This is a genomic window from Streptomyces sp. NPDC015032 (assembly GCF_043080425.1).
Taxonomy (GTDB): domain Bacteria; phylum Actinomycetota; class Actinomycetes; order Streptomycetales; family Streptomycetaceae; genus Streptomyces.
The window spans coordinates 39767-58022 of sequence record NZ_JBIBVN010000006.1 but is presented as its reverse complement, the minus strand read 5'-3'; the positions used below and the strand labels follow the sequence as shown (position 1 = coordinate 58022).

Sequence of the window (18256 nt, the reverse complement as noted above, 5' to 3'; positions counted from 1 at the left end):
CTGCGCGGGCCAATCTGCCGGGTTTTGTCTGTCAACCGCGGTAGCGATGGCTGCTGATGTGCGTGACTTTCGCCTGTGCTTCCAGCGCCTCCTCTGCCTGGGCAGCGCGGAGGGCAAGGAACTGAATCTGTGCGGCGGCAAGCTTAAGCTGATCTTTCAACTCTCGGTTGCGGCGGCGGAGCTTTGCGTTCCTGGCGGTGAGCCGGTCGTGCTCGCTGCGGGTGCCGGGGGTCGGCTTCGTCGGTTCCGAGCGGCGGAGCCCGATCTCGCGTGCGATGTCGGGGTAGTTGCGGCGGAGGGTCGTGTTGCTCATGCCAACCTTCTGCGCGAGGGCGAGGACGCTTGGGCGACGGTTGTGCTGCTCGCAGGCGGTGAGCATCTCCTGGAGCTTCTTGCGGATCAGGGCCTCGGGGACGGTGTTCATGCTGAGGCCTCCAACTGGCCGTTGTCCCGGAGGAACTCAGTGATCTCCTCTTGCCGTTTCCGCAGGCGGTCGGCCAGCAGCGGCGGCAGAGGCGGGCGGGCGTCGAGCCGGCGCTCGATCCGGTCGAGTTCACGGTGCCAGGCCGCTGTGTTGCCGGGTGTGAGGGCGACGTTGCGGCAGGCCAGCGGCTGGCATCCGCCGTGCTCGGGCATGTCCTCGGCCCGGCCGCGCTTGGCCTTCTCGCAGAGGGCCTTGGCCGAATCGTGGATGCAGGTGATGTAGTCGCCCGGATAGACCGCCGGATCATGCCGCTTCGTGATCCTTTCTAGTCGGCGCTCGTCGAGAACGACGGTGCCTTGGAACTGGGAGCGCTCGCCGAACTCGTCAAGGCGCCGTTCGGCTTCGTCGGCAGCCGGTCCGGCGAGGTCGCGGTGTTCATGTCCTCCGACCATCCCGATGAGGCCCTGGCCGCGGCCAGGGCCTGCTCACTTTCGACCTCCGCGCAGAAGCCGGACGCGCTGGTGCCGGCATAGCCCTCGAACATCTGGATCCTGTGGTGGCGGTATTGCAGGGCCCCGGCGACCCCGGGGTGGCGGGCGATGAACCATGCCAGGGTGCGGCGGAACCAGCTTGATCTCACAGCACCGTTCGCCCGTTCACCCCGGCTGCTCCCACAGGCAGTAGCCGGATGGGTCGTGGACCGGAACTCCACTCCGATCGAGGCAGGCACTCGCGGCCCGGCCATCAACATCGCCTTCGCAGAGTCTGTGGTGTGCAGTCGGTGCTCTTCTCACCCCGTGGGCGCCGATGCTTCTGCCGCCCAGGCAACTCCGCTCCCCCTACGGCTGGCGCGGCGCCCGGGATGTGATGGCGCGGTTCACCGGCCATCACCTCACGCTCACCCGCTCCTCCCGCTTCGGCCTCACACTCGCAATGGAGGCCAACCGCTGGCTCACCCTCAGCAACGCTCCCATCCGGCTGACCGGGACACCCGACATTCGCACCACGATCGGATCCGGTGCACGGGCGCCCGGATGCGGTCCTGTGCCGGACCAACGTCGCCGCGATGACCGAGGTCCTCGCACTCATCGCCGCTGGCACGTGCGCCAGGACATCCGCCGACCTGACGCCAGCTCCAGCAGCGACGAGGAGCCGGAAGTCCGCTTCAACCGCGTCTCCTACCTCCACGACCGCGGCCTGACCCAACCCCGGGGAACCCATGCGGCCATCGCACTAGAAGTTCTCGTCCTTCCTGACCGTGACGAAGATGCCGGTTCGACGTTTTTCTATGACCACTCGTTCAAGGAACTCTTGCTTCAGGTCTTCAGGGAGCTGCTGTGCCTGCCACTCGCGTTCTGTGCTCGCGGCAGCTTCGGCCCCCGTGTGATTTGCTGCCGCGAGAGCTTTGAGTGCGTAGTAGGAACCGCCGAAGGCATGTTGCGGCACGTGCGCCGTCGCTACCGCCTGCCCTGCGGCACGAGCGGCGAAGCAGGCCGCATCGCTGTCCGCCTTCGCCGCCCGCGCCGCTGCATGGGCGTCAAGGGAGGCTCCGCGAATGTCCGCCATACTGAAGACGCCCGTTTCAACCCATTTACGGCAGACTTCGATGGCCTTTTGGGGGCGTCCGTCCTCCGGGTGTGCCCGCTCGAAGAGCGGGAGCACGCGTTCGGCGCAAGCTGCGGCCCACGTGGCCATCCTGCGCTGGTCTTCCTTGCTGTAGCTCTTCACCACCACGACCCTACGACGGCGGAGGTCGCCGGAGCCCACACACCAGCTGCCAGAGGGCATTTGATCTAGGCATATTGCCCTGTGTGACCTAGTAGGTTCTTCGCCAGGTTGGAGTGGTCTCGTCCGTTATGCGCTTGGTGAGGTTGTCGATCGAGGCGATGTGGATCACGGCTGCCGAGCTGTCGGGCAGGGTCTCGTAGTTGCGGGTGAGACGCCGGTGCATCGTGATCCAACCCAGGCTTCGTTCGACGACCCAGCGCCTTTTGGCAACGTGAAATCCGCGAACTCCGGGGTTTCTGTTGACGACTTCGACGTCGATTCCGAGGTTGGCTCCGTGCTCGATGACGGCGTTCTTGAAGCCGGTGTCGACTCAGCTTTTGGAGATGGTCGGGTAGGTCTTCTTGGCCTGGTTGAGAAGTTGAATTCCGACGGCGTTCTCGGACAGGCTCGCGGCGGTGACGGTCACGGCGAGGATGAGCCCGATCGTGTCGGTGAGGATGCTCCGCTTGCGGCCGACGATCTTCTTCGCGGCATCCGTTCCCTGGCTGGCCAGGGACACGTTGCTGGAGGTCTTCACGCTCTGGGTGTCGAGAACGGAGGCGGTCGGCTCGGGCTTGCGTCCCTCTTTGACGCGGGCCAGTCCCGTGAGGTCGTAGTTGAGCTGGGCGAGGATTCGCTCGTTGCGCCAGGCTGCGTAGTAGGCATAGACGGTGCCGTGGTTCGGGAAGTCGTGCGGGAGGTATTTCCAGGGGATTTCCGTGCGGTTGACGTAGAGGAGTGCGTTGAACACGTCGCGCAGGTCGACCTTGGCCGGCTGCCCGGTGGGTCTGCGGTCGAGCCGGGCCTTTCTCCAGGCCGTCAACGTCGGCTCGATCAAGGCCCACCGGGCGTCGGACAGGTCGCTGGGGTACGGCTTCCGCTGGCTCACGTCGTAGCGTGATCACGGATGCGGCGGACGACGTTATTCCGCTGGCTGCTGGGCGTTTCTGCCTCATTTTCAAACCAGACGGACTTCGCCCATGAGAAGCGGAGTAAGCGGGTGGCCAAGTCGGCGACCTTGGCGGATACGAAGGTGCGAGTATGGGGTAGACGCCTTAAAACTGGCGCCCCCGAAGTTCACTCAACGGTACAGGTCATCTCTAAACGTCCACTTAGAGGAGCTTAGGCGTGGAAGCCGTTGCACACGACGGATGTGTACGCCGTGGGGCCGCCCTCGACGTGATATAGCATCACGGTCCAGTCGCCCCTGTCGTCCCCGACCGGGAGCGCGTCGACGGTCCGTTCGCCGAAGTGGGCGCGGAAGTCGTCGGGGTATTTGAGTTTGATGGTTCCGCCCGATGACCACCGGGAGTAGAGATCGACGGGCCTGCTGGTGAAGCCGATGCCCTTCGAGACGGACCGAAGGGGCCGGCCGCTGGAACGGTCGGTCTCGTGCGGGGGCCGTACTCCCACGGAGACGTAGTACGGCGCGGGGCGCTTCCCCTCTCCGGCGCTCTTGGGGCGCAGCTCCACCGACGCGGTGTCCGAGCCGGTGGTGTGCGAGACGGAGGACTGGAGGTCCATCGGCGGTGAGGCCCCGGCGTAACTGGCCAGGTCGCAGGCGCCGATGCCCTGGGAGGCCTGCCCGGGATCGTCCGACAGGGTCCAACGATCCTGCGAGACACGGTCGTTGACGATGTGGTCCGGCGCCCGTCCGGCCGGACCACTGGAGTCGGTGGCCGGCCGGGACGCGGTGACATCGGTCGAGGGCGCGGCGGTTCGGGGGGCCTTGTCCTTCTGTTCGGGGAGCAGCCAGATCGTGACCGCGACGACGAGTGCCACCGCGCATGCCGCGAGCCAGTTTCTGCGACGTGTGGTGCGCGCGGGGCGCCGCTGAGGCTCCGGCCCGTCGTACGGGGTGGTGTCCGGCGGGACCCGGGGTCCGGCCGCGGCCGCCCGTTCCGGTGCCTGTTCCGCCGACCGTCGGTCCACCCGCCCGCCGTCCACCGGCCGCGTCACGGCCTCGGTCCGCGGGTCCGGTTCCGGCTGCCGCGGCGCGAGCCCGTCGGACGACGGAGGAGGCGTGCTCGGGTGCCCGGGACCCGGCACGGGCAGGGGCTCGACTTCGCGGGTCAGCGATCGGTAGTGGGCGTCCGTGGCCAGCGCCGAGTCCACCGCGCAGCCGGCGATCACGGCGGCCGGCCCGGGCCGCTGCGACGGATCCTTGGCGACACATCGCCGGATGAGCGCGGCCAGGTCGGGCCGCACCCCCGCCACGTCGATGTCCTCGTGCACGGCCCGGTAGCTCACCGCCGTCGCGTCACCCGTGCCGAACGGGGGCCGGCCGGTCGCGGTGTAGGCGATGGTCGCCCCCAGGGCGAAGACGTCCGCGGCCGGGCCTGCCTCGTTGCGAAGGACGACCTCGGGAGCCGCGTACCCGGGCGTCCCCAGTGCCATCCCGTCCCGGGTGAGGATCGTCTGTTCGAGCCCCCGCGCGATGCCGAAGTCGATCAGCTGCGGTCCCTGCGGCGCGAGGATGACGTTCTGCGGCTTCACGTCCCGGTGTGTGACCCCGTGGACATGGACCGCGGCCAGCCCCTCGGCGAGCGCCGCGAACAGCCGCAGGGCACTGTCGGGCGGGAACGGGCCACTCGTACGCACGGCACTGCGCAGTGTGGGCCCCGGTACGTACTCGGTGGCCAGCCAGTACGGGGACGCTTCGAGCGACGCCTCGATCAACTGGGCGGTGTAGGCGTTGCGTACGGTCTCCACGGTCCCGGCCTCCCGGCGGAACCTGGCCAGCGCCTCGGGGTGATCGCTGATCTCGTCGAGGATCACCTTCACGGCCACCAGTCGTCCGCCCGGCGACCGGCCGAGGTACACCTGTCCCATGCCGCCCGCGCCGAGCCGGGCGAGAATCGTGTACGCGCCTATTCGCGCGGGGTCCTGAGGTCGCAGCACATCCACCGGCAAGACTGTGCCATATGCGCCGGCTCAATCGGGCCGGTGGACGCAACCGATGCACAACCGCCCACCGTGCGCGGCGGCGTCCTCGTCGGCCGGATGCTTCTCGCACTCGGTGCAGCCGCCAACCCCGATTCTGGAGAGCCTTTTTCAGGGGAACCGGCAGGCCGGGGGCGACGCTGACATGGGCCGGTCCGGTCGGCCGGGACCATGGACGGCCGACAGCGCCGCACGAAGGGGCGGGCCGTGGCCGAACGCCCGATCGACCGGACGGGCGGGCGAACCGGCGGTGCTGAACTCGCCCCACACCCCTCATACTTCAGGACTATGTGGAGGGTTCACTCCCCGGTGGGACGCCGACTATGAGGTGTGATCCATAACTTCGGTACCGGAAGAACGGAAGACATCCGGTACGGAAGGAACCATCTGCCATGGCGTTCCGCCCAAGCAGAAGCCGCCTGCGCCGAGCCCTGCTCACCGCACTTGTCGTCGCCTCGGTGGCCATGCCGGTGTCGGGTGCGGTCAGGCCCGCCGGCGTACCGGCGCCCGCGCCGACCATCCCGGACGCACTGCCCGCCGCCACCCCGACCGCCCTCGCCGAGCGGTACGCCGCGACCCGCGCGGACATCGCGGCGGCCGCGCGGATGGCCGACGCCCACGGCGACGGCAAGAGGGCCGGAGCGCTGCGTGTCATGGCGGACCCCGCGCGCCACCTCCTCTCCTTCGACGGGCGCCACGGAGGCCGCACCGTCGAGGTGGTCGGCAGCCTGTCCCGGGCCGACCGGATCGCCGTGCTGGTCCCGGGCGCGGGCATGAGCATCGACAACTACTGGCGGCTGAAGGGCGGCGCCCAGGCACTGTGGAGGGAGCTGGGCGACCGGGCCGCCGTCGTCGTCTGGCTCGGCTACGAGACCCCGGCCGCGGTGAGCCTGGCTGTCGCGACCTCACGGCGCGCCGACGGCGCGGCTCCCGAACTCGGGAAATTCCTGGACGAGTTGAGAAGGGTCAAGCCCACCGCCCGGACCTCCCTGCTCTGCCACTCCTACGGTTCCGTGGTCTGCGCACGAGCCGCGGCCGGACTTCGGGTCGCGGACATCGTGCTGTACGGCAGCCCCGGCGTCGGGGCCGAGGACGTGGCCGGTCTGCACAGCTCGGCCGCCGTCTGGGCGGGCCGGGGCGGTGACGACTGGATCGCCGACGTGCCGCACGTATCTCTGCAACTCCCCGACACGGACGTCGGTTTCGGTGAGGACCCGGTCTCCGAAGGTTTCGGGGCCCGTGTCTTCGACGCGGGCCCCGGCGGACACAGCGACTACCTGAAACCCGGTTCCGTATCCCTGAAGAACCTCGCCCGTATCGTGGACGGGCGGATCCCCGATGCCCCTCGTGCCTGATCCGCCCGGGGGCGTCACGGTGTGTCCAGGGTGGCGCCCATGAAGAAGTCGGGCATGGCGGAACGGCCGGCGGGCCTGCGCGGTGCCGCGAAACCTGCGCGAGGATCTCTGGACGGGAGCCGCCGACGGGGGCCCCGCACGATGGGGCCCCGCTGGTTCCGGGCCGCCGCCGTTTCCGGGCTGGTGCTGTCGGCGGCGATACTCAACGCCTTCAACGCCATCAAGCGCGGGGCCGGGAGCCAGATCGGCGCAATCGGCCTTCTCCTCGCGGGGATCCGGACGGCGGCGCTCGTCGCGGTGCCTTACCGTCCGGTCCAGGCCTGGTGAGCGGCGACCGCGGCGCAGGTGTCCGTCGGGATCGCCATGTTCGAGGCACCCGGTTGCAGCGGTGGAAGGCCCCTCCGGAACAGTTCCGAAATCACCCTTCAGGCCTGGGTGCTCTTCATGTTCGCGCTGCGTTCCCGCCTCCGCACCGCAGTCGAGGCGCTTGTGATCAGTCTGGTGACGAGCCTGTTTCTCGTCGTCGCCCACCACATGTCTGTCATCTCCATCCAGGCACAGGCGGCCCCGCACCCGGTGGAGAAATCGTCCGCGGAGCTGAGGGAGAACCTGGCGAGCATCCGCCCGGCTCGGTCCGCCCGGGAGGGTGCTGAGGCCTCTCAACCCCGGGCAAGGGCCCGCCCGGTTCAGACGCTGCTGAGCACGGCGACCGCGCTGTCGACGAGGGGTACCAGCACCCCCTCCGGCCGGTCTTCGTCGATGTGCCCGACGGCTGGAAGTCGGTCTTCGGGGAGGCGGGGCGCCAGGAATGCCTCGACTGCATCGAGGAGAACTGGACCGATATGCGGCCCAAGAGCCTGATCGACGCCATGGCGCGGAAGTAGCGGCCACCCGGCGTGATTTCGCACCCCGCCGTCCCGGGCGGGGCGCGAAGCCATGTTCTGCGTTCTTTCATGATGGTTTCGTACCTGTGAGTACAGACCTGAGATGTACAACTCAGGTCTGACGTGCCGGCCAATCTGCTTCTGAAGAAGGATGGGATCACACCACATCCGATGATGGGATGGAACGCCGACCGCGTGTGGCGTCGCTCCGGCAACAGAGTCCGTGCGCCCGTGCAGGCTGAAAGGCGTTTGATGAGCGGCAGATTGACCCGTCGGCAGGATCCCTCGGGCCCTCGGTACCGCGGCCGCTCGCAGCCGGGGCTGCGCGTGCTGTCGGTCGCGCTCGGGCTGCGCTGGGCATCCTCCCGGTGGGACTTCGTGGAAGAAGAGGTGGCGGGACTACGGTCGTTGGTGCGACCGGGGGCCGTCTGTCTCGACATCGGGGCCGAGTACGGCCTGTACACCTGGAGCCTGTCCGCACTGGCCGGGCCGTCCGGGAAGGTGCACAGCGTCGAACCGCTGCACGGCCCCGCGCAATGGCTCAGGACCGCAGCCGCCGCTCTCGGCTGCGACAACGTCACCGTGCACCGCATGGCGCTCGGCGAGCGGGCGCACGAAGGAACGATGAGTCTGCCCCGGCGCCGTCTGCTGCCCGTCCACGGGCGCGCCTACCTCACGGACGGCGCCTCGGGACCCGGCCCCAACGTCGAATTCGCCACCGCCCGCTCCGTGACCACGCCGGTGCGGACGGTGGACGGGCTCTGCCACCACATGGGGCTGGACCGGATCGACTTCATCAAGGCCGATGTCGAAGGGGCGGAGGCGGCCGTGCTGTCCGGTGCCCGGCGCACACTGCTCCGCCACCGGCCCGCCCTGCTGCTGGAGATCGAGAACCGCCACCTCGAAAAGTACGACCTGGCGGCGGAGCACATCGTGGCCCGGCTCACCGGGCTCGGCTACGACATGTACCGCTGGCAGAACCGGGGTTGGACACGTGTGGCCGACGTGACCGACGACTGCCGCAACTACCTCTTCACGGCTCGCTCGACCCCACCCAGCTGAAGGATCCGACACATTCATGGGCTCCACCCTTGTCATCACCAACGACTTCCCGCCGCGCCAGGGAGGCATCGAGACCTTCGTGCACGCGATGGCGACGCGGATACCGGACGACGACGTGGTGGTCTACACGTCGCGCGAGCCGGGTGACGCCGCCTATGACGCGGAGCTCCCGTTCCCTGTCGTGCGTGACACCAGCGGCATGCTGCTGCCGACCGGACGGGTCACCCGCAGGGCGGTCGAGATAGCCAGGGCCCACGGTTGTGACCGGGTCTGGTTCGGGGCCGCCGCGCCGCTCGCCATGATGGCGCCGACGCTGCGCCGCACCGGCATACGGCGCATGGTGGCGACCACCCACGGTCATGAGATCTGGTGGGCCAGGACCCCCGGTGCGCGCCGGATGATGCGCCGTATCGGTGAGGGCGTGGACGTCGTCACGTATCTCGGCCAGTACACGCGTGCCCGGATCGAGCCGTCCCTCGGCCCGCGTGCGCGGATGAGCCGTCTGGTGCCGGGGGTCGACGCGGAGGTGTACCGGCCCGACGCGGACGCCGGACTCGCCCTGCGGACCGAGCTCGGCCTGCGCGACAAGCGGGTGATCCTGTGCATGGCCCGGCTGGTCCCGCGCAAGGGCCAGGACATGCTGATCCGGGCGATGCCGCAGATCCGCCGGGAGGTGCCCGACGCGGTGCTCGTCGTGGTCGGACGGGGGCCGGACGAGGCCCGGCTGCGCAAGCTGGCGCTGCGCCTTGGCGAAGGAGCGGTCCGCTTCGTGGGCGGGAAGTCGCACACCGAGACGCCGGCGTACTACGCGGCGGCGGACGTCTTCGCGATGCCGTGCCGTACCCGGAAGGCGGGCCTGGAGGCGGAGGGGCTGGGGATCGTGTTCCTGGAGGCGGCGGCGAGCGGTCTGCCGGTGGTCGTCGGAGACTCGGGCGGCGCTCCGGACACGGTGCTCGACGGCCGGACCGGCCGGGTCGTCGACGGCACGGACACCACGGCGATCGCCGGTGCGCTGACCCGGATACTCCTCGACGCCGACCTGGCCGCGGAGATGGGTGCCGCGGGCCGCGTATGGGCACGGGAATCCTGGTCCTGGGACGCGTCGGCCCGCCATCTGACACAGCTGCTGAACCCCGAGAACGTCCCGGTGGTCGCGCCGGGTCAGGAGTAGGCCCCCGGCGAACGGCAGCGGGGCCGCGGGACATGGAGCGGGGTCCCGCTGCGGGGCGCCGACAACCCATCGGACGGGGAGGCGCGGGCCCGCCCTTCCCCGTCCGATGGGTTGCCCTCCGGTGCACGGCGCGGGCCGTGGAGGCGTGTCAGCGGGGTTCGAGGCTGAGAGCGTCCGTGTGCGTGCCCGTCTCCATCGTGGCCTGTGGGGCGAATTGGGGGCGGTGGAGGTCGGCGTAGAGGCCGCCGGTGGTGAGGAGTCGGCCACGACCTCGAAGACCCGGTCGAAGCTGACCAGCGCCGTCAGCGCGGTCCTCCTCGCCCGGACCGAAGGCGACGATGTCGTGGGTGGCGAGGCTGCCGGTGATGTGGACGTGTGCGACGCCCGGACGGCGGGAGAGGTATTCGCCGCCGGAAGGATCTTCACCGCGCCGGCGCCGTGCCGGTACGCCGTGCCGTCCCGGTCGGCGTCATCGGTCCGCGGGCCATGGGGAGACCGGCCGACGTGGCGGTGGCCGGATTCCCCAGGTGCCGGGGACGGAGGTCAGGAACGTGGTCCGCGGATCTGGTCGCCGTGGGCTGCGTCCTTCTCCTTCCGCTCCTTCTTCTCCTTGATGCGCACCGCTTCCTTCCGGACCTCGGCCTGGGTGGTGCGTTCCTGCTGCAGCCAGTCGGGGCTTTCCTTCTTCAGCGCTTCGATCTGTTCCGTGGTGAGCGCGTCCGTGATTCCGCCCCGGGCGAGACCCGAGATGGAGACGCCCAGCTTCGCCGCGACCACCGGCCGGGGGTGCGGGCCGTTGCGTCGCAGTTCCCGCAGCCACTCGGGCGGATCGGACTGAAGCGCGTTCAGCTCGGTGCGCGAGACGACACCCTCCTGGAACTCGGCGGGGGTGGCCTCTAGGTACACACCCAGCTTCTTTGCCGCGGTCGCGGGCTTCATCGTCTGGGCGGTCTTGTGCGACGTCATGGGGTCAAGGGTATCGAGCATGTGCGCTACCTCTGACCAGGGCCGGTAACCTGGCGGAGTGACAAGCTCGGAAGCATCTCCTTCGTTCCGGCTCGCCTATGTCCCAGGGGTGACGCCCACCAAGTGGGTGCGGATCTGGAACGAGCGGCTGCCCGAGGTTCCGCTGACCCTCGTCGGGGTGTCGGCCGCCGAGGCGTCCGACGTGTTGCGGGACCGCGGCGCCGACGCCGGACTGGTAAGGCTGCCCATCGACCGGACGGGCCTCAGCGCGATTCCGCTGTACACCGAGACCACGGTCGTCGTGATTCCGAAGGACCATGTCATCGCGGCGGTCGGCGAGATCTCCGCCGGGGATCTCGCCGATGACATCGTGCTGCATCCGCTCGACGACACCCTCGAATGGGAGCACAGGCCGGGACGGCCCGCGATCGAGCGTCCCGCCACGACGGCCGACGCCATCGAGTTGGTGGCGGCAGGCGTGGGCCTCCTCGTCGTGCCGCAGTCACTCGCCCGCCTGCACCACCGCAAGGACCTCACGTACCGGCCGGTTTTGGACGCCCCCGAGTCGCGCGTCGCGCTGTCGTGGCCGGAGGACGAGACCACGGACCTGGTGGAGGACTTCATCGGGATCGTCCGGGGGCGGACCGTGAACAGCTCACGGGGGCGTCCGAAGGCCCCGGTGCAGCCGGAGAGCAAGCGCTCCGGGACGGGTGGCGCGGGACGCAAGCCCACGGCCGCCAAGAAGGCGGCCGGGAAGAGCGCGCGAAGCGGCTCCGGCGGCCGCACCGCGCGGAGCGGTTCCGGCGGAACCAAGGGTGGCAAGCGCGGAAAGCCGCGCCGCCGGTCGTAACCGGGCTCCGCGTCACCCGCGGCGCCGAGCGGCTCCGGTACGGGAAGAGCGCACCGCCCTCCTCGCACGGGGGCGAGATGTCCTTTTTCTGGCCGATGTCTTTCCGGCCAGCGTCGCGGACCCGGCGTGACAGGGGCGCGACGGGGGTCGGCACTCGCCGCGCCGGGGGCGTCGCCGCTCGATCCGGGCGATCCGGCCCCGGGGCTCAGCCTCTGCGTCGCGCCTTCGGTGCGGGAACGAGTCGGACGGCACCGTTGAGCAGGTGGTCGACCAGGTCGCGCGAGGGCTTGTCCGTGAGATCGGTGAGCAGCCGGGCCAGGGTGTTGAGCAGGAACGGCGACCCCATGACGTAGCGGTTGAGGACCGGCTGGAATCCCGAACGGCTGAAGACGAGGTCGGCTGCGGCGTTGCCGAGACGGTAGTGGCGCCCCCAGCGGCGGTTCATCTCGACCGGATAGCGGTGCAGCACCTGTTCCCGCCTGGGGCCCCGGGGAAGAGCGAGCGCGAGCGTGGCGGTCTCGGCAGCGACCTCGCCCGCCTCCATGGCCTGGGCGATCCCCTCGCCGTTCCAGGGGCTGATCATGCCGCCGGAGTCGCCGACGAGAAGGAGCCCTCGGGTGTAGAGGGGATGGCGGTTGAAGCCCAGCGGAAGAGCCGCACTGCGGACGGGGCCCTCCGCGTTCTCCTCACGCAGCCCCCACGCGTGCGGGGTGCGGGCCAGCCATTCGTCCAGCGTGGCGCGCAGATCAGCCTTTCCGTGCCGCCGATGGGGCAGCGCACCCAGACCGACGTTGACGCGGCCGTCGCCCATGGGGAAGATCCAGCCGTATCCGGGCAGGTAGTGATCACTGCCCGGGAAGCGGAGATCGGCCCACAGTTCCAGATACTCCTCCCGTGAACGCTCCGGGCTGCGGTAGTAACGGCGGGCGGCCGTCGCGATCTGTCTGCTCGTGTCCCGCTGCAGGCCCATCGCGAGTGCGAGCCGGGCGGAGGCGCCGTCTGCGGCGACGACGATCGGTGCGTGGAAGGCCAACGGCTCCTTCGTCCCGGTCGTGGCGGTGACACCGGTGATGCGGCCGGCGCGGTCGGTCACGGGCCCGGTCACCTTCACACCGCTGCGCAGCCGGGCTCCCGCGGCGACGGCGTGCCGGGCCAGGATGTCGTCGAAGTCGTGCCGGCTGCGTGAAAGGCCGAAATCCGGGAAGCGCCCGAGCGCGGGCCAGTCGATGTGCACCTGGTGGTCCCCGGCCACCCATCGCATCCCGCGCGAGCGCGTCCACCCCGGAGCCTTGATATCGACGCCCATCCTGATGAGCTGGTGCACGGCCCGTGGAGTCAGGCCGTCCCCGCACACCTTCTCCCGGGGGAAACGGGACTTCTCCAGGAGCAGGACATCGACGCCCGCCCTGGCGAGGTGGAAGGCCGCGGCCGAGCCCGCCGGACCCGCCCCCACCACGATCACCTGGGCCTCCTCGTCCGGGCCGTGGGCGGTCCGATCGTCCGACGGAGACCGGTCTGGCGTTGTTTCCCGCATGGGAACCCCTTCCTGTTCCTGGGACAGCCGGCGCCGTACCGAGGACGGCGGCCCTGTGCATCATCATCGATCAAGGAGGGCCGGTACGGAACCCGCCCCGGATGTCCGGCGTCTGCCTGACATTGCGTCAATCACGGTGCGGGCAAACGACTCCTGCAGTGAGGGCGCAGGGCGCACGCCTCGGCCCGACGACGGCTCACCCGGACGGACGGTTCGTCGACGGACGGCCGCGTCGCGACCCGGCCGGGCCGCGCGCCGGTCACGTCCCGGCCGGTCGCGGACTCCTGGATGCCCGGCGCGTGGCATGCGTGGCGTGCAGGACTCAGGATGTGAAAGCGTTGAAAACGTGACAGTTCACCTTTGCTGACCGCCACTCGGGTGAGGGGAACACTCTGATGGAGCGTCGTCCGGCAGCATGTGGCGGCGCTCCGAAGGCGAGGAGCCGGGGAGTCGAGGGGAGAGGTCGAGGCGCTCAGGACTCCAGGTAGCGCAGGACCGCCAGCACCCGTCTGCTGTAGCCCGTGTCCCGTGCCAGATCGAGCTTCTCGAAGACGGAGTTGAGATGCTTCTCGACCGAACTCAGTGAGATGTGCAGCTGCTGCGCGATGGCAGCGTTGGTGCGGCCCTGGGCCAGTTCCTGCAGGACGGCGCGCTCCCGAGGGGTCAGCCCGGCCAAGGGGTCGACGTGCGTGGTCCGGATCACCAACTGCCGTACGACTTCGGCGTCGATGGACGCGCCGCCCGCGTGGATCCGCTCCAGCGAGTCCAGGAACTCGTCGACCTGGGCCACCCGGTCCTTGAGCAGATATCCGACCCGCTCGGCGTTGGCGGACAGCAACCGGACCGCGTAGTTGCGCTCTATGTGCTGGGAGAGGACCAGCACACCGACCAGTGGCCAGCGCTCGCGGATCTCCAGTGCGGCCCGCAGCCCCTCGTCGGTGTGGGTGGGCGGCATCCGGATGTCGACGACGACGAGGTCCGGCGGGTCTGTCTCGACCGCCCGGAGGAGTGCCGTCCCGTCACCCACCGCGGCGAGGACCTCGTGCCCCTCCTCGGCGAGCAGGCGTACCAGTCCCTCCCTGAGCAGGGTCGAGTCCTCGGCGAGCATTACGCGCACAGCAGCTCCGCGATGATGGTGGTGGGGCCCCCGGAAGGGCTGTCGATGTGGAGCCGGCCGTCGAGCGCGTCCACCCGGCCCCGCAGCCCGGCGAGCCCGCTGCCCGTGGGATCCGCGCCACCGGTGCCGTTGTCCCGGACACACAGGGAAACCCCTCGCGCGTCGCCCTTGATGCTGACGGATATGTGGGTGGCACCGGAGTGCTTGGCCGCGTTGGTCACGGCCTCCGACACGACGAAGTAGGCGGCCGTCTCCACGGGCCGCGACAACCGCACCGGTAGATCGAACTCGACCCGCAGGGGGATGCCGCAACGCTGGGCCACGCCGCCGAGCGCCTCCTCCAGCCCCAGGTCGTCGAGCGCCGACGGATAGACGCGCCAGGCCACTTCCCGCAGCTCGGTGAGGACCTCCTGGGACTCCTGGTGCGCCTGCCGGAGCAGCAGATCGACCTGCTCGGGCGTCCGGTTGCGGCGAGCCCGGCCCAGCAGCATGGCCAGCGCGACGAGCCGCTGCTGCACGCCGTCGTGCAGATCCCGCTCGATGCGCCTGCGCTCCACGTCCACCGCCCGGAGCACTCCGGCACGGCTCGCGGCCAGTTCCGCGATGCGCCGCTCCAGCAGCTCCCGCTCGGACGGGCCGAAGTGCTCGCGCGCCGACCGTGCGTCGAGGGCGCCCAGCGAGAGGATTCCCTGGAGGTCGAGGAAGAGGAGGACACCGCCGAGCACCCCTTGGGTCAGCAGCTCCTGCCAGCTCGTGGTGGCACGGGTCACCCCCACCATCAGGAGCCCGGCCAGGACCACCCCGACCCCCAGCAGCGCCACCACGAAACCGAACAGCGTCCCGGCGTAGGCGCGGACGGCCAGGTAGCGAATGACTTCCCGGTCCGAAGTGTCGTGCGCGGGGAACACATCACCGAAGAAGAAACTCCGACGGAACCGCTCCAGCTCCGTGATCCGACGGGCTCCGGCGCTCAGCACGGCCAGGGCACGCCGCCGGGTACGGGGCCACAGGACGAACGGGCCCGACAACGTGCCCGGCACGGCGAAATACAGCAGTCCCAACAGACCGGTGCAACAGCTGAGCAGGGCGCCCGTCACCCTGCGGGAACGCGGGGACGGATGCGCCACGGGGGTGCCTCCCGCATCGTGCCCCGGGCCGGTCGGCGGCTCCGGAGGACGGTCGGCCGCGCTGTCTGTGGAGTCCGCCTGCACGGGTGTCGAGGCTAGCCGCGTTCCATGGTCTCGGCAAGATCGTCCCGCCTCGCGCGGGTGAGACCGGCGGGGTACGGGGCGGCGAGGGATTCATGACGTACGGCGGTGCTGCGCCCGGCCGCGGGAACGAGAGCGGGCCCGGGGCCGCTTCAGGGAACGGGAACGGAAGCGAAGGGTCATATACACGGCGACTGCCGCCAGGACCACGGCCAGAACGGCTTTGGAGAAGACCCCGACATACGTCTCCACCAGGTCCCACCGGTCGCCGAGCCAGTATCCGGCCATCACCAGCACCGAGTTCCACAGCAGACTGCCCAGTGCGGTCAGGGCCAGGAAGAGCGGCAGCGGCATGCGCTCCACACCGGCCGGCACGGAGATGAGACTCCGGAAGATCGGCACCATGCGGCCGAGGAGGACGGCCTTGGTGCCGTGCTTGGCGAACCACTGCTCCGTGCGCTCCAGATCGGAGGTCTTGACCAGTGGCAGCTTCGCCCAGATCGCATGCACCCGGTCACGGCCGAAGAGCATCCCGATCCAGTACAGAGCCACCGCCCCCGCCACTGAACCGAGCGTGGTCCACAGGAGCGCGGAGGCCAGGCTGATGACGCCCCGACCCGCCGCGAACCCGCTCAGCGGGAGAATGACCTCGCTGGGCAGCGGAGGGAAGAGATTCTCCAGGGCGATGGCGAGGCCGGCGCCCGGACCTCCCATGGTGTCGACGAGGGCGGCTGCCCAGCCCGCGACACCGCCCGCGGGTTCCTGGGGGAGGCCCAGAGTGACGAAATCCATGAACTGGCTCCTGGCCGGTGGCGGAGAGACGCGAGAAGTCCGTCGCGCCTCACCGGCAACGCTAGAAAGAGCCCACCGGAGCCGGTACGAGGATGTCCTTCGAACCGGATGATGTTCACCGCACCCGCTACCCTGCGGATTCCCGTAATGACCCGGAGCCCCAGGCCTTCATGGCCTCCCGGGCGACCAAACACCGCACCGCGTACCCGTGTTGTGTATGCGCGGCCGTGTCCCGGTCCGCACCGCGCGGGTGCGCCGGGTGAGACGCCCGCCCCCGGTGGCCCGGAGGCGAAGCGCGGCACGGTGTGCGTGTTCACGGAAGGGCGCCCTCAGTACGGCAGCGGGCGGCCGGACGGGGTCCGCAGGTCGAGGGGCGGCGGTCGCGACGGCAGCTGGGGACGTCGGACGATCTTGATGCGGCCCACGGCCACCACCTCCTGGCGATTACCCGTCATATGCCCGGCGGGCCGCCCGTCCATGCACGTGCGTTGGGCTCAACCAGTGGGTCGGGACGGGGGGTTGGGTGATGGTGCTTGCGGGACGTGGCAAGTTCGGCAGGGCGCGGGAAGGCGCCAACTTGCCGCCGCACCGGGGACAGCGCGCACACGTGCTCGCTATTCTCCCGGCTATGAGCCATGAGCGCGGCACGGGTGGGGGATCCGGTGGGGCTCCGCGGAGTTCCGGGTGACCGAGGGCATGGGCCCTCTGCCGGATGCCCGTACCACAGAGGTGTGGACAGCCTTCGGAACCCGGCTGCGTCGGTGGCGCAGGCGTGCCGGGCTCACCCAGGCTCAGGTGGGTGCCCGCGTCGGATACGACCACACCGCCATCAGCAAACTGGAGCACGGTACCCGGAAGACGCCGCTGCCGCTCGCCCGCAGGCTGGACGACCTGCTGGCCGCGGGCGGCGACCTCCTCGACGCCTGCGAGGCGGCGGAGGCCGAAGGGCTGGGCGGTACGGGCGAGGAGAGCGCGGACGCACGTCCCACGGCGAGCGCCGCACGGACGGGACCCCTGCCCGGGGAGCCCGCGGGCGGCGCCCTGCTCTCGATGCTGCCGCCGGACACCGTCCTGCCCACGAGCCTGCCCGCCTACGGGCTGATGTGCCCGGCGCACGGCCGGGACGGCTGCACCGTCCCGGCGCTGGCCGATGTCATCGCCCTGCACTTCGGATTCTGCGCCCTGGGCCCGGCCACGGTCTCGCGCCCGCCGCTGGACATCGACACGGTGCACGCCCTGACGGCGCTGCTCGCCGTCTGCCTGCGCGCCGACGAGGAGCGGGCCTGGCCGGGGGCGACCGTAGTGGTCGAGCGCACCCTGCACGCGATGCTCCGCTGGATGGCCCTGCCCGCGGCGCCGTACCAGCGCCAACTCGCCCCGCTGGCCGCCGAGTACGCGCAGTCGGCCGGCTGTCTTCGGCTGCTGTGGGGCCGTAACGCGACGGCGATGGCCTGGCTGGACCGGTCGCTGGGCTGGGCGGGCCTGGCCGGTCATGTCGGAACCGAGGTGGCCGCGCTCAGCGACATGAGCACACTGGCGCGGCTGGAGGGCGACGGCCCCTCCGCGCTGGCCTACGGTGGGGCGATCCGGCAGGCGGCCACAGGCCGGTACTGGGCGGGCGCCCTGAGCGATCTGTACCAGGCGCGCGGGCACGCGGTACGCGGCGACGCCCGGCAGACCCTGGGCCATATCGACCGTGCCTGGTCGCAGATGGACCGGGTCGGTGAGCAGGACGAGACGGAGGCGCCCTGGCTGTCCGTCGCCTCTGTGCGCCTGCGGGTCGAGTCCGGGGCCGCGGGGGCGCTGCGGGATCTCGCCGCCGCGACCGGGGACCGCCGGCTGGCACTGCGCGCGGTCATGGCGACCCGCACCGCACTGGATCTGCTTCCGCCCGGGATGCACTCGACACGGATGCTGTTCCTGGTGCGGATGGCCGATGCCCATGCCTGTGCCCACGATCCCCAGGCGGCGATCGCCATCGCCGGACCCGTACTGGACACCACCGAGGTGACCGCCTCGACGCTGTTGGGACAGGAACTGCGCGGCCTGCACCACAGGTTGGCAGCGGGGCACGGCGGCAGGCCGGAGATCGACGACTTCACCCACCGGCTGGCGGCCGCCGTACGCTGACCCACCGGAGGCGGGGCGCATGTGCGTGCACGCCCCGCCCGATGGATTCCTGA

General features: G+C 70.3%; 15 protein-coding genes and 3 pseudogenes. 8 read left to right on the top strand and 10 right to left on the bottom strand.

Annotated elements, in window-relative coordinates; all coding sequences use genetic code 11:
* Window positions 1-31: 31 nt before the first annotated feature.
* Both ACF08M_RS12020 and ACF08M_RS12015 read right to left on the bottom strand, forming a co-directional pair.
* Entirely contained in the window at window positions 32-424 is a 393-nt protein-coding gene (locus tag ACF08M_RS12020) for a hypothetical protein (protein WP_392185120.1), read from the bottom strand.
* Window positions 421-876 carry a hypothetical protein gene (locus tag ACF08M_RS12015; RefSeq protein WP_392185119.1) on the bottom strand — a complete coding sequence of 152 codons (456 nt, stop codon included), beginning with the start codon at window positions 874-876 and terminating at the stop codon, window positions 421-423. Before ACF08M_RS12015 ends, ACF08M_RS12020 begins: the two co-directional genes overlap by 4 nt.
* A 388-nt stretch (window positions 877-1264) precedes the next feature.
* Here ACF08M_RS12015 and ACF08M_RS12010 point away from each other — a divergent pair.
* Window positions 1265-1523 (top strand): annotated as a pseudogene (locus ACF08M_RS12010) (DNA helicase); the annotation flags it as partial.
* 134 nt (window positions 1524-1657) lie between these two features.
* Here the strand turns inward: ACF08M_RS12010 and ACF08M_RS12005 are convergent.
* The 3 genes and pseudogenes from ACF08M_RS12005 to ACF08M_RS11995 all read right to left on the bottom strand — a co-directional run bounded on the left by ACF08M_RS12005 (window position 1658) and on the right by ACF08M_RS11995 (window position 5104).
* Window positions 1658-2152: a putative immunity protein gene (locus ACF08M_RS12005; protein WP_392185118.1), complete on the bottom strand. Its 495-nt coding sequence runs from the start codon at window positions 2150-2152 to the stop codon at window positions 1658-1660.
* A gap of 88 nt (window positions 2153-2240) precedes the next feature.
* Window positions 2241-3080, bottom strand: a pseudogene (locus ACF08M_RS12000) (IS5 family transposase).
* Window positions 3081-3313: 233 nt separating this feature from the next.
* The gene (locus tag ACF08M_RS11995; RefSeq protein WP_392185117.1) at window positions 3314-5104 is read right to left on the bottom strand and encodes a protein kinase; all 1791 of its coding nucleotides are present in this window, start codon (window positions 5102-5104) and stop codon (window positions 3314-3316) included.
* A gap of 422 nt (window positions 5105-5526) precedes the next feature.
* On the opposite strand from ACF08M_RS11995, the gene ACF08M_RS11990 reads away from it, so the two are divergent.
* The 5 genes and pseudogenes from ACF08M_RS11990 to ACF08M_RS11970 all read left to right on the top strand — a co-directional run bounded on the left by ACF08M_RS11990 (window position 5527) and on the right by ACF08M_RS11970 (window position 9606).
* Complete coding sequence (locus tag ACF08M_RS11990) at window positions 5527-6489, top strand: alpha/beta hydrolase (protein ID WP_392185116.1); 963 nt, start codon at window positions 5527-5529, stop codon at window positions 6487-6489.
* 39 nt (window positions 6490-6528) lie between these two features.
* Window positions 6529-6816 (top strand): hypothetical protein, encoded by a 288-nt coding sequence (locus ACF08M_RS11985; RefSeq protein ID WP_392185115.1) that lies wholly within the window; start codon window positions 6529-6531, stop codon window positions 6814-6816.
* 392 nt (window positions 6817-7208) lie between these two features.
* Window positions 7209-7373 (top strand): annotated as a pseudogene (locus ACF08M_RS11980) (MbtH family protein); the annotation flags it as partial.
* Window positions 7374-7625: 252 nt separating this feature from the next.
* A complete protein-coding gene (locus tag ACF08M_RS11975; RefSeq protein ID WP_392185114.1) occupies window positions 7626-8435 on the top strand; it encodes an FkbM family methyltransferase in 810 nt (269 codons plus the stop codon).
* Window positions 8436-8451: 16 nt separating this feature from the next.
* Complete coding sequence (locus ACF08M_RS11970) at window positions 8452-9606, top strand: glycosyltransferase family 4 protein (protein ID WP_392185113.1); 1155 nt, start codon at window positions 8452-8454, stop codon at window positions 9604-9606.
* Between the two features lie 543 nt (window positions 9607-10149).
* Here the strand turns inward: ACF08M_RS11970 and ACF08M_RS11965 are convergent.
* Window positions 10150-10572, bottom strand: coding sequence for a DUF5997 family protein (locus ACF08M_RS11965; RefSeq protein WP_392185112.1), 423 nt, complete (start codon window positions 10570-10572; stop codon window positions 10150-10152).
* Window positions 10573-10630: 58 nt separating this feature from the next.
* On the opposite strand from ACF08M_RS11965, the gene ACF08M_RS11960 reads away from it, so the two are divergent.
* A complete protein-coding gene (locus tag ACF08M_RS11960; protein ID WP_392185111.1) occupies window positions 10631-11422 on the top strand; it encodes a LysR family substrate-binding domain-containing protein in 792 nt (263 codons plus the stop codon).
* A 205-nt stretch (window positions 11423-11627) separates the two neighbouring features.
* On the opposite strand, the gene ACF08M_RS11955 is transcribed toward ACF08M_RS11960, so the two are convergent.
* From ACF08M_RS11955 to ACF08M_RS11940, 4 genes are all read right to left on the bottom strand, one after another.
* Window positions 11628-12956: a geranylgeranyl reductase family protein gene (locus ACF08M_RS11955; RefSeq protein WP_392185110.1), complete on the bottom strand. Its 1329-nt coding sequence runs from the start codon at window positions 12954-12956 to the stop codon at window positions 11628-11630.
* 472 nt (window positions 12957-13428) lie between these two features.
* Window positions 13429-14064, bottom strand: coding sequence for a response regulator (locus ACF08M_RS11950; protein ID WP_392185297.1), 636 nt, complete (start codon window positions 14062-14064; stop codon window positions 13429-13431).
* On the bottom strand, window positions 14064-15200 hold the full coding sequence (locus tag ACF08M_RS11945) for a sensor histidine kinase (protein ID WP_392185109.1): 1137 nt from the start codon (window positions 15198-15200) through the stop codon (window positions 14064-14066). The genes ACF08M_RS11950 and ACF08M_RS11945 overlap by 1 nt, the downstream gene beginning before the upstream one ends.
* A gap of 174 nt (window positions 15201-15374) precedes the next feature.
* Entirely contained in the window at window positions 15375-16073 is a 699-nt protein-coding gene (locus tag ACF08M_RS11940) for a DedA family protein (RefSeq protein ID WP_392185108.1), read from the bottom strand.
* 684 nt (window positions 16074-16757) lie between these two features.
* Between ACF08M_RS11940 and ACF08M_RS11935 the strand changes: the two genes are divergently transcribed.
* Window positions 16758-18203: a helix-turn-helix domain-containing protein gene (locus ACF08M_RS11935; RefSeq protein ID WP_392185107.1), complete on the top strand. Its 1446-nt coding sequence runs from the start codon at window positions 16758-16760 to the stop codon at window positions 18201-18203.
* Window positions 18204-18256 lie beyond the last annotated feature (53 nt).

Coding starts and splice junctions, on each gene's coding strand:
- ACF08M_RS11950 (WP_392185297.1), bottom strand. CDS start 14,064: ATGCTCGCCGAGGACTCGACCCTGCTCAGGGAGGGACTGGTACGCCTG.
- ACF08M_RS11940 (WP_392185108.1), bottom strand. CDS start 16,073: ATGGATTTCGTCACTCTGGGCCTCCCCCAGGAACCCGCGGGCGGTGTC.
- ACF08M_RS11965 (WP_392185112.1), bottom strand. CDS start 10,572: ATGACGTCGCACAAGACCGCCCAGACGATGAAGCCCGCGACCGCGGCA.
- ACF08M_RS11955 (WP_392185110.1), bottom strand. CDS start 12,956: ATGCGGGAAACAACGCCAGACCGGTCTCCGTCGGACGATCGGACCGCC.
- ACF08M_RS11985 (WP_392185115.1), top strand. CDS start 6,529: ATGAAGAAGTCGGGCATGGCGGAACGGCCGGCGGGCCTGCGCGGTGCC.
- ACF08M_RS11970 (WP_392185113.1), top strand. CDS start 8,452: ATGGGCTCCACCCTTGTCATCACCAACGACTTCCCGCCGCGCCAGGGA.
- ACF08M_RS12015 (WP_392185119.1), bottom strand. CDS start 876: ATGGTCGGAGGACATGAACACCGCGACCTCGCCGGACCGGCTGCCGAC.
- ACF08M_RS12020 (WP_392185120.1), bottom strand. CDS start 424: ATGAACACCGTCCCCGAGGCCCTGATCCGCAAGAAGCTCCAGGAGATG.
- ACF08M_RS11975 (WP_392185114.1), top strand. CDS start 7,626: ATGAGCGGCAGATTGACCCGTCGGCAGGATCCCTCGGGCCCTCGGTAC.
- ACF08M_RS11990 (WP_392185116.1), top strand. CDS start 5,527: ATGGCGTTCCGCCCAAGCAGAAGCCGCCTGCGCCGAGCCCTGCTCACC.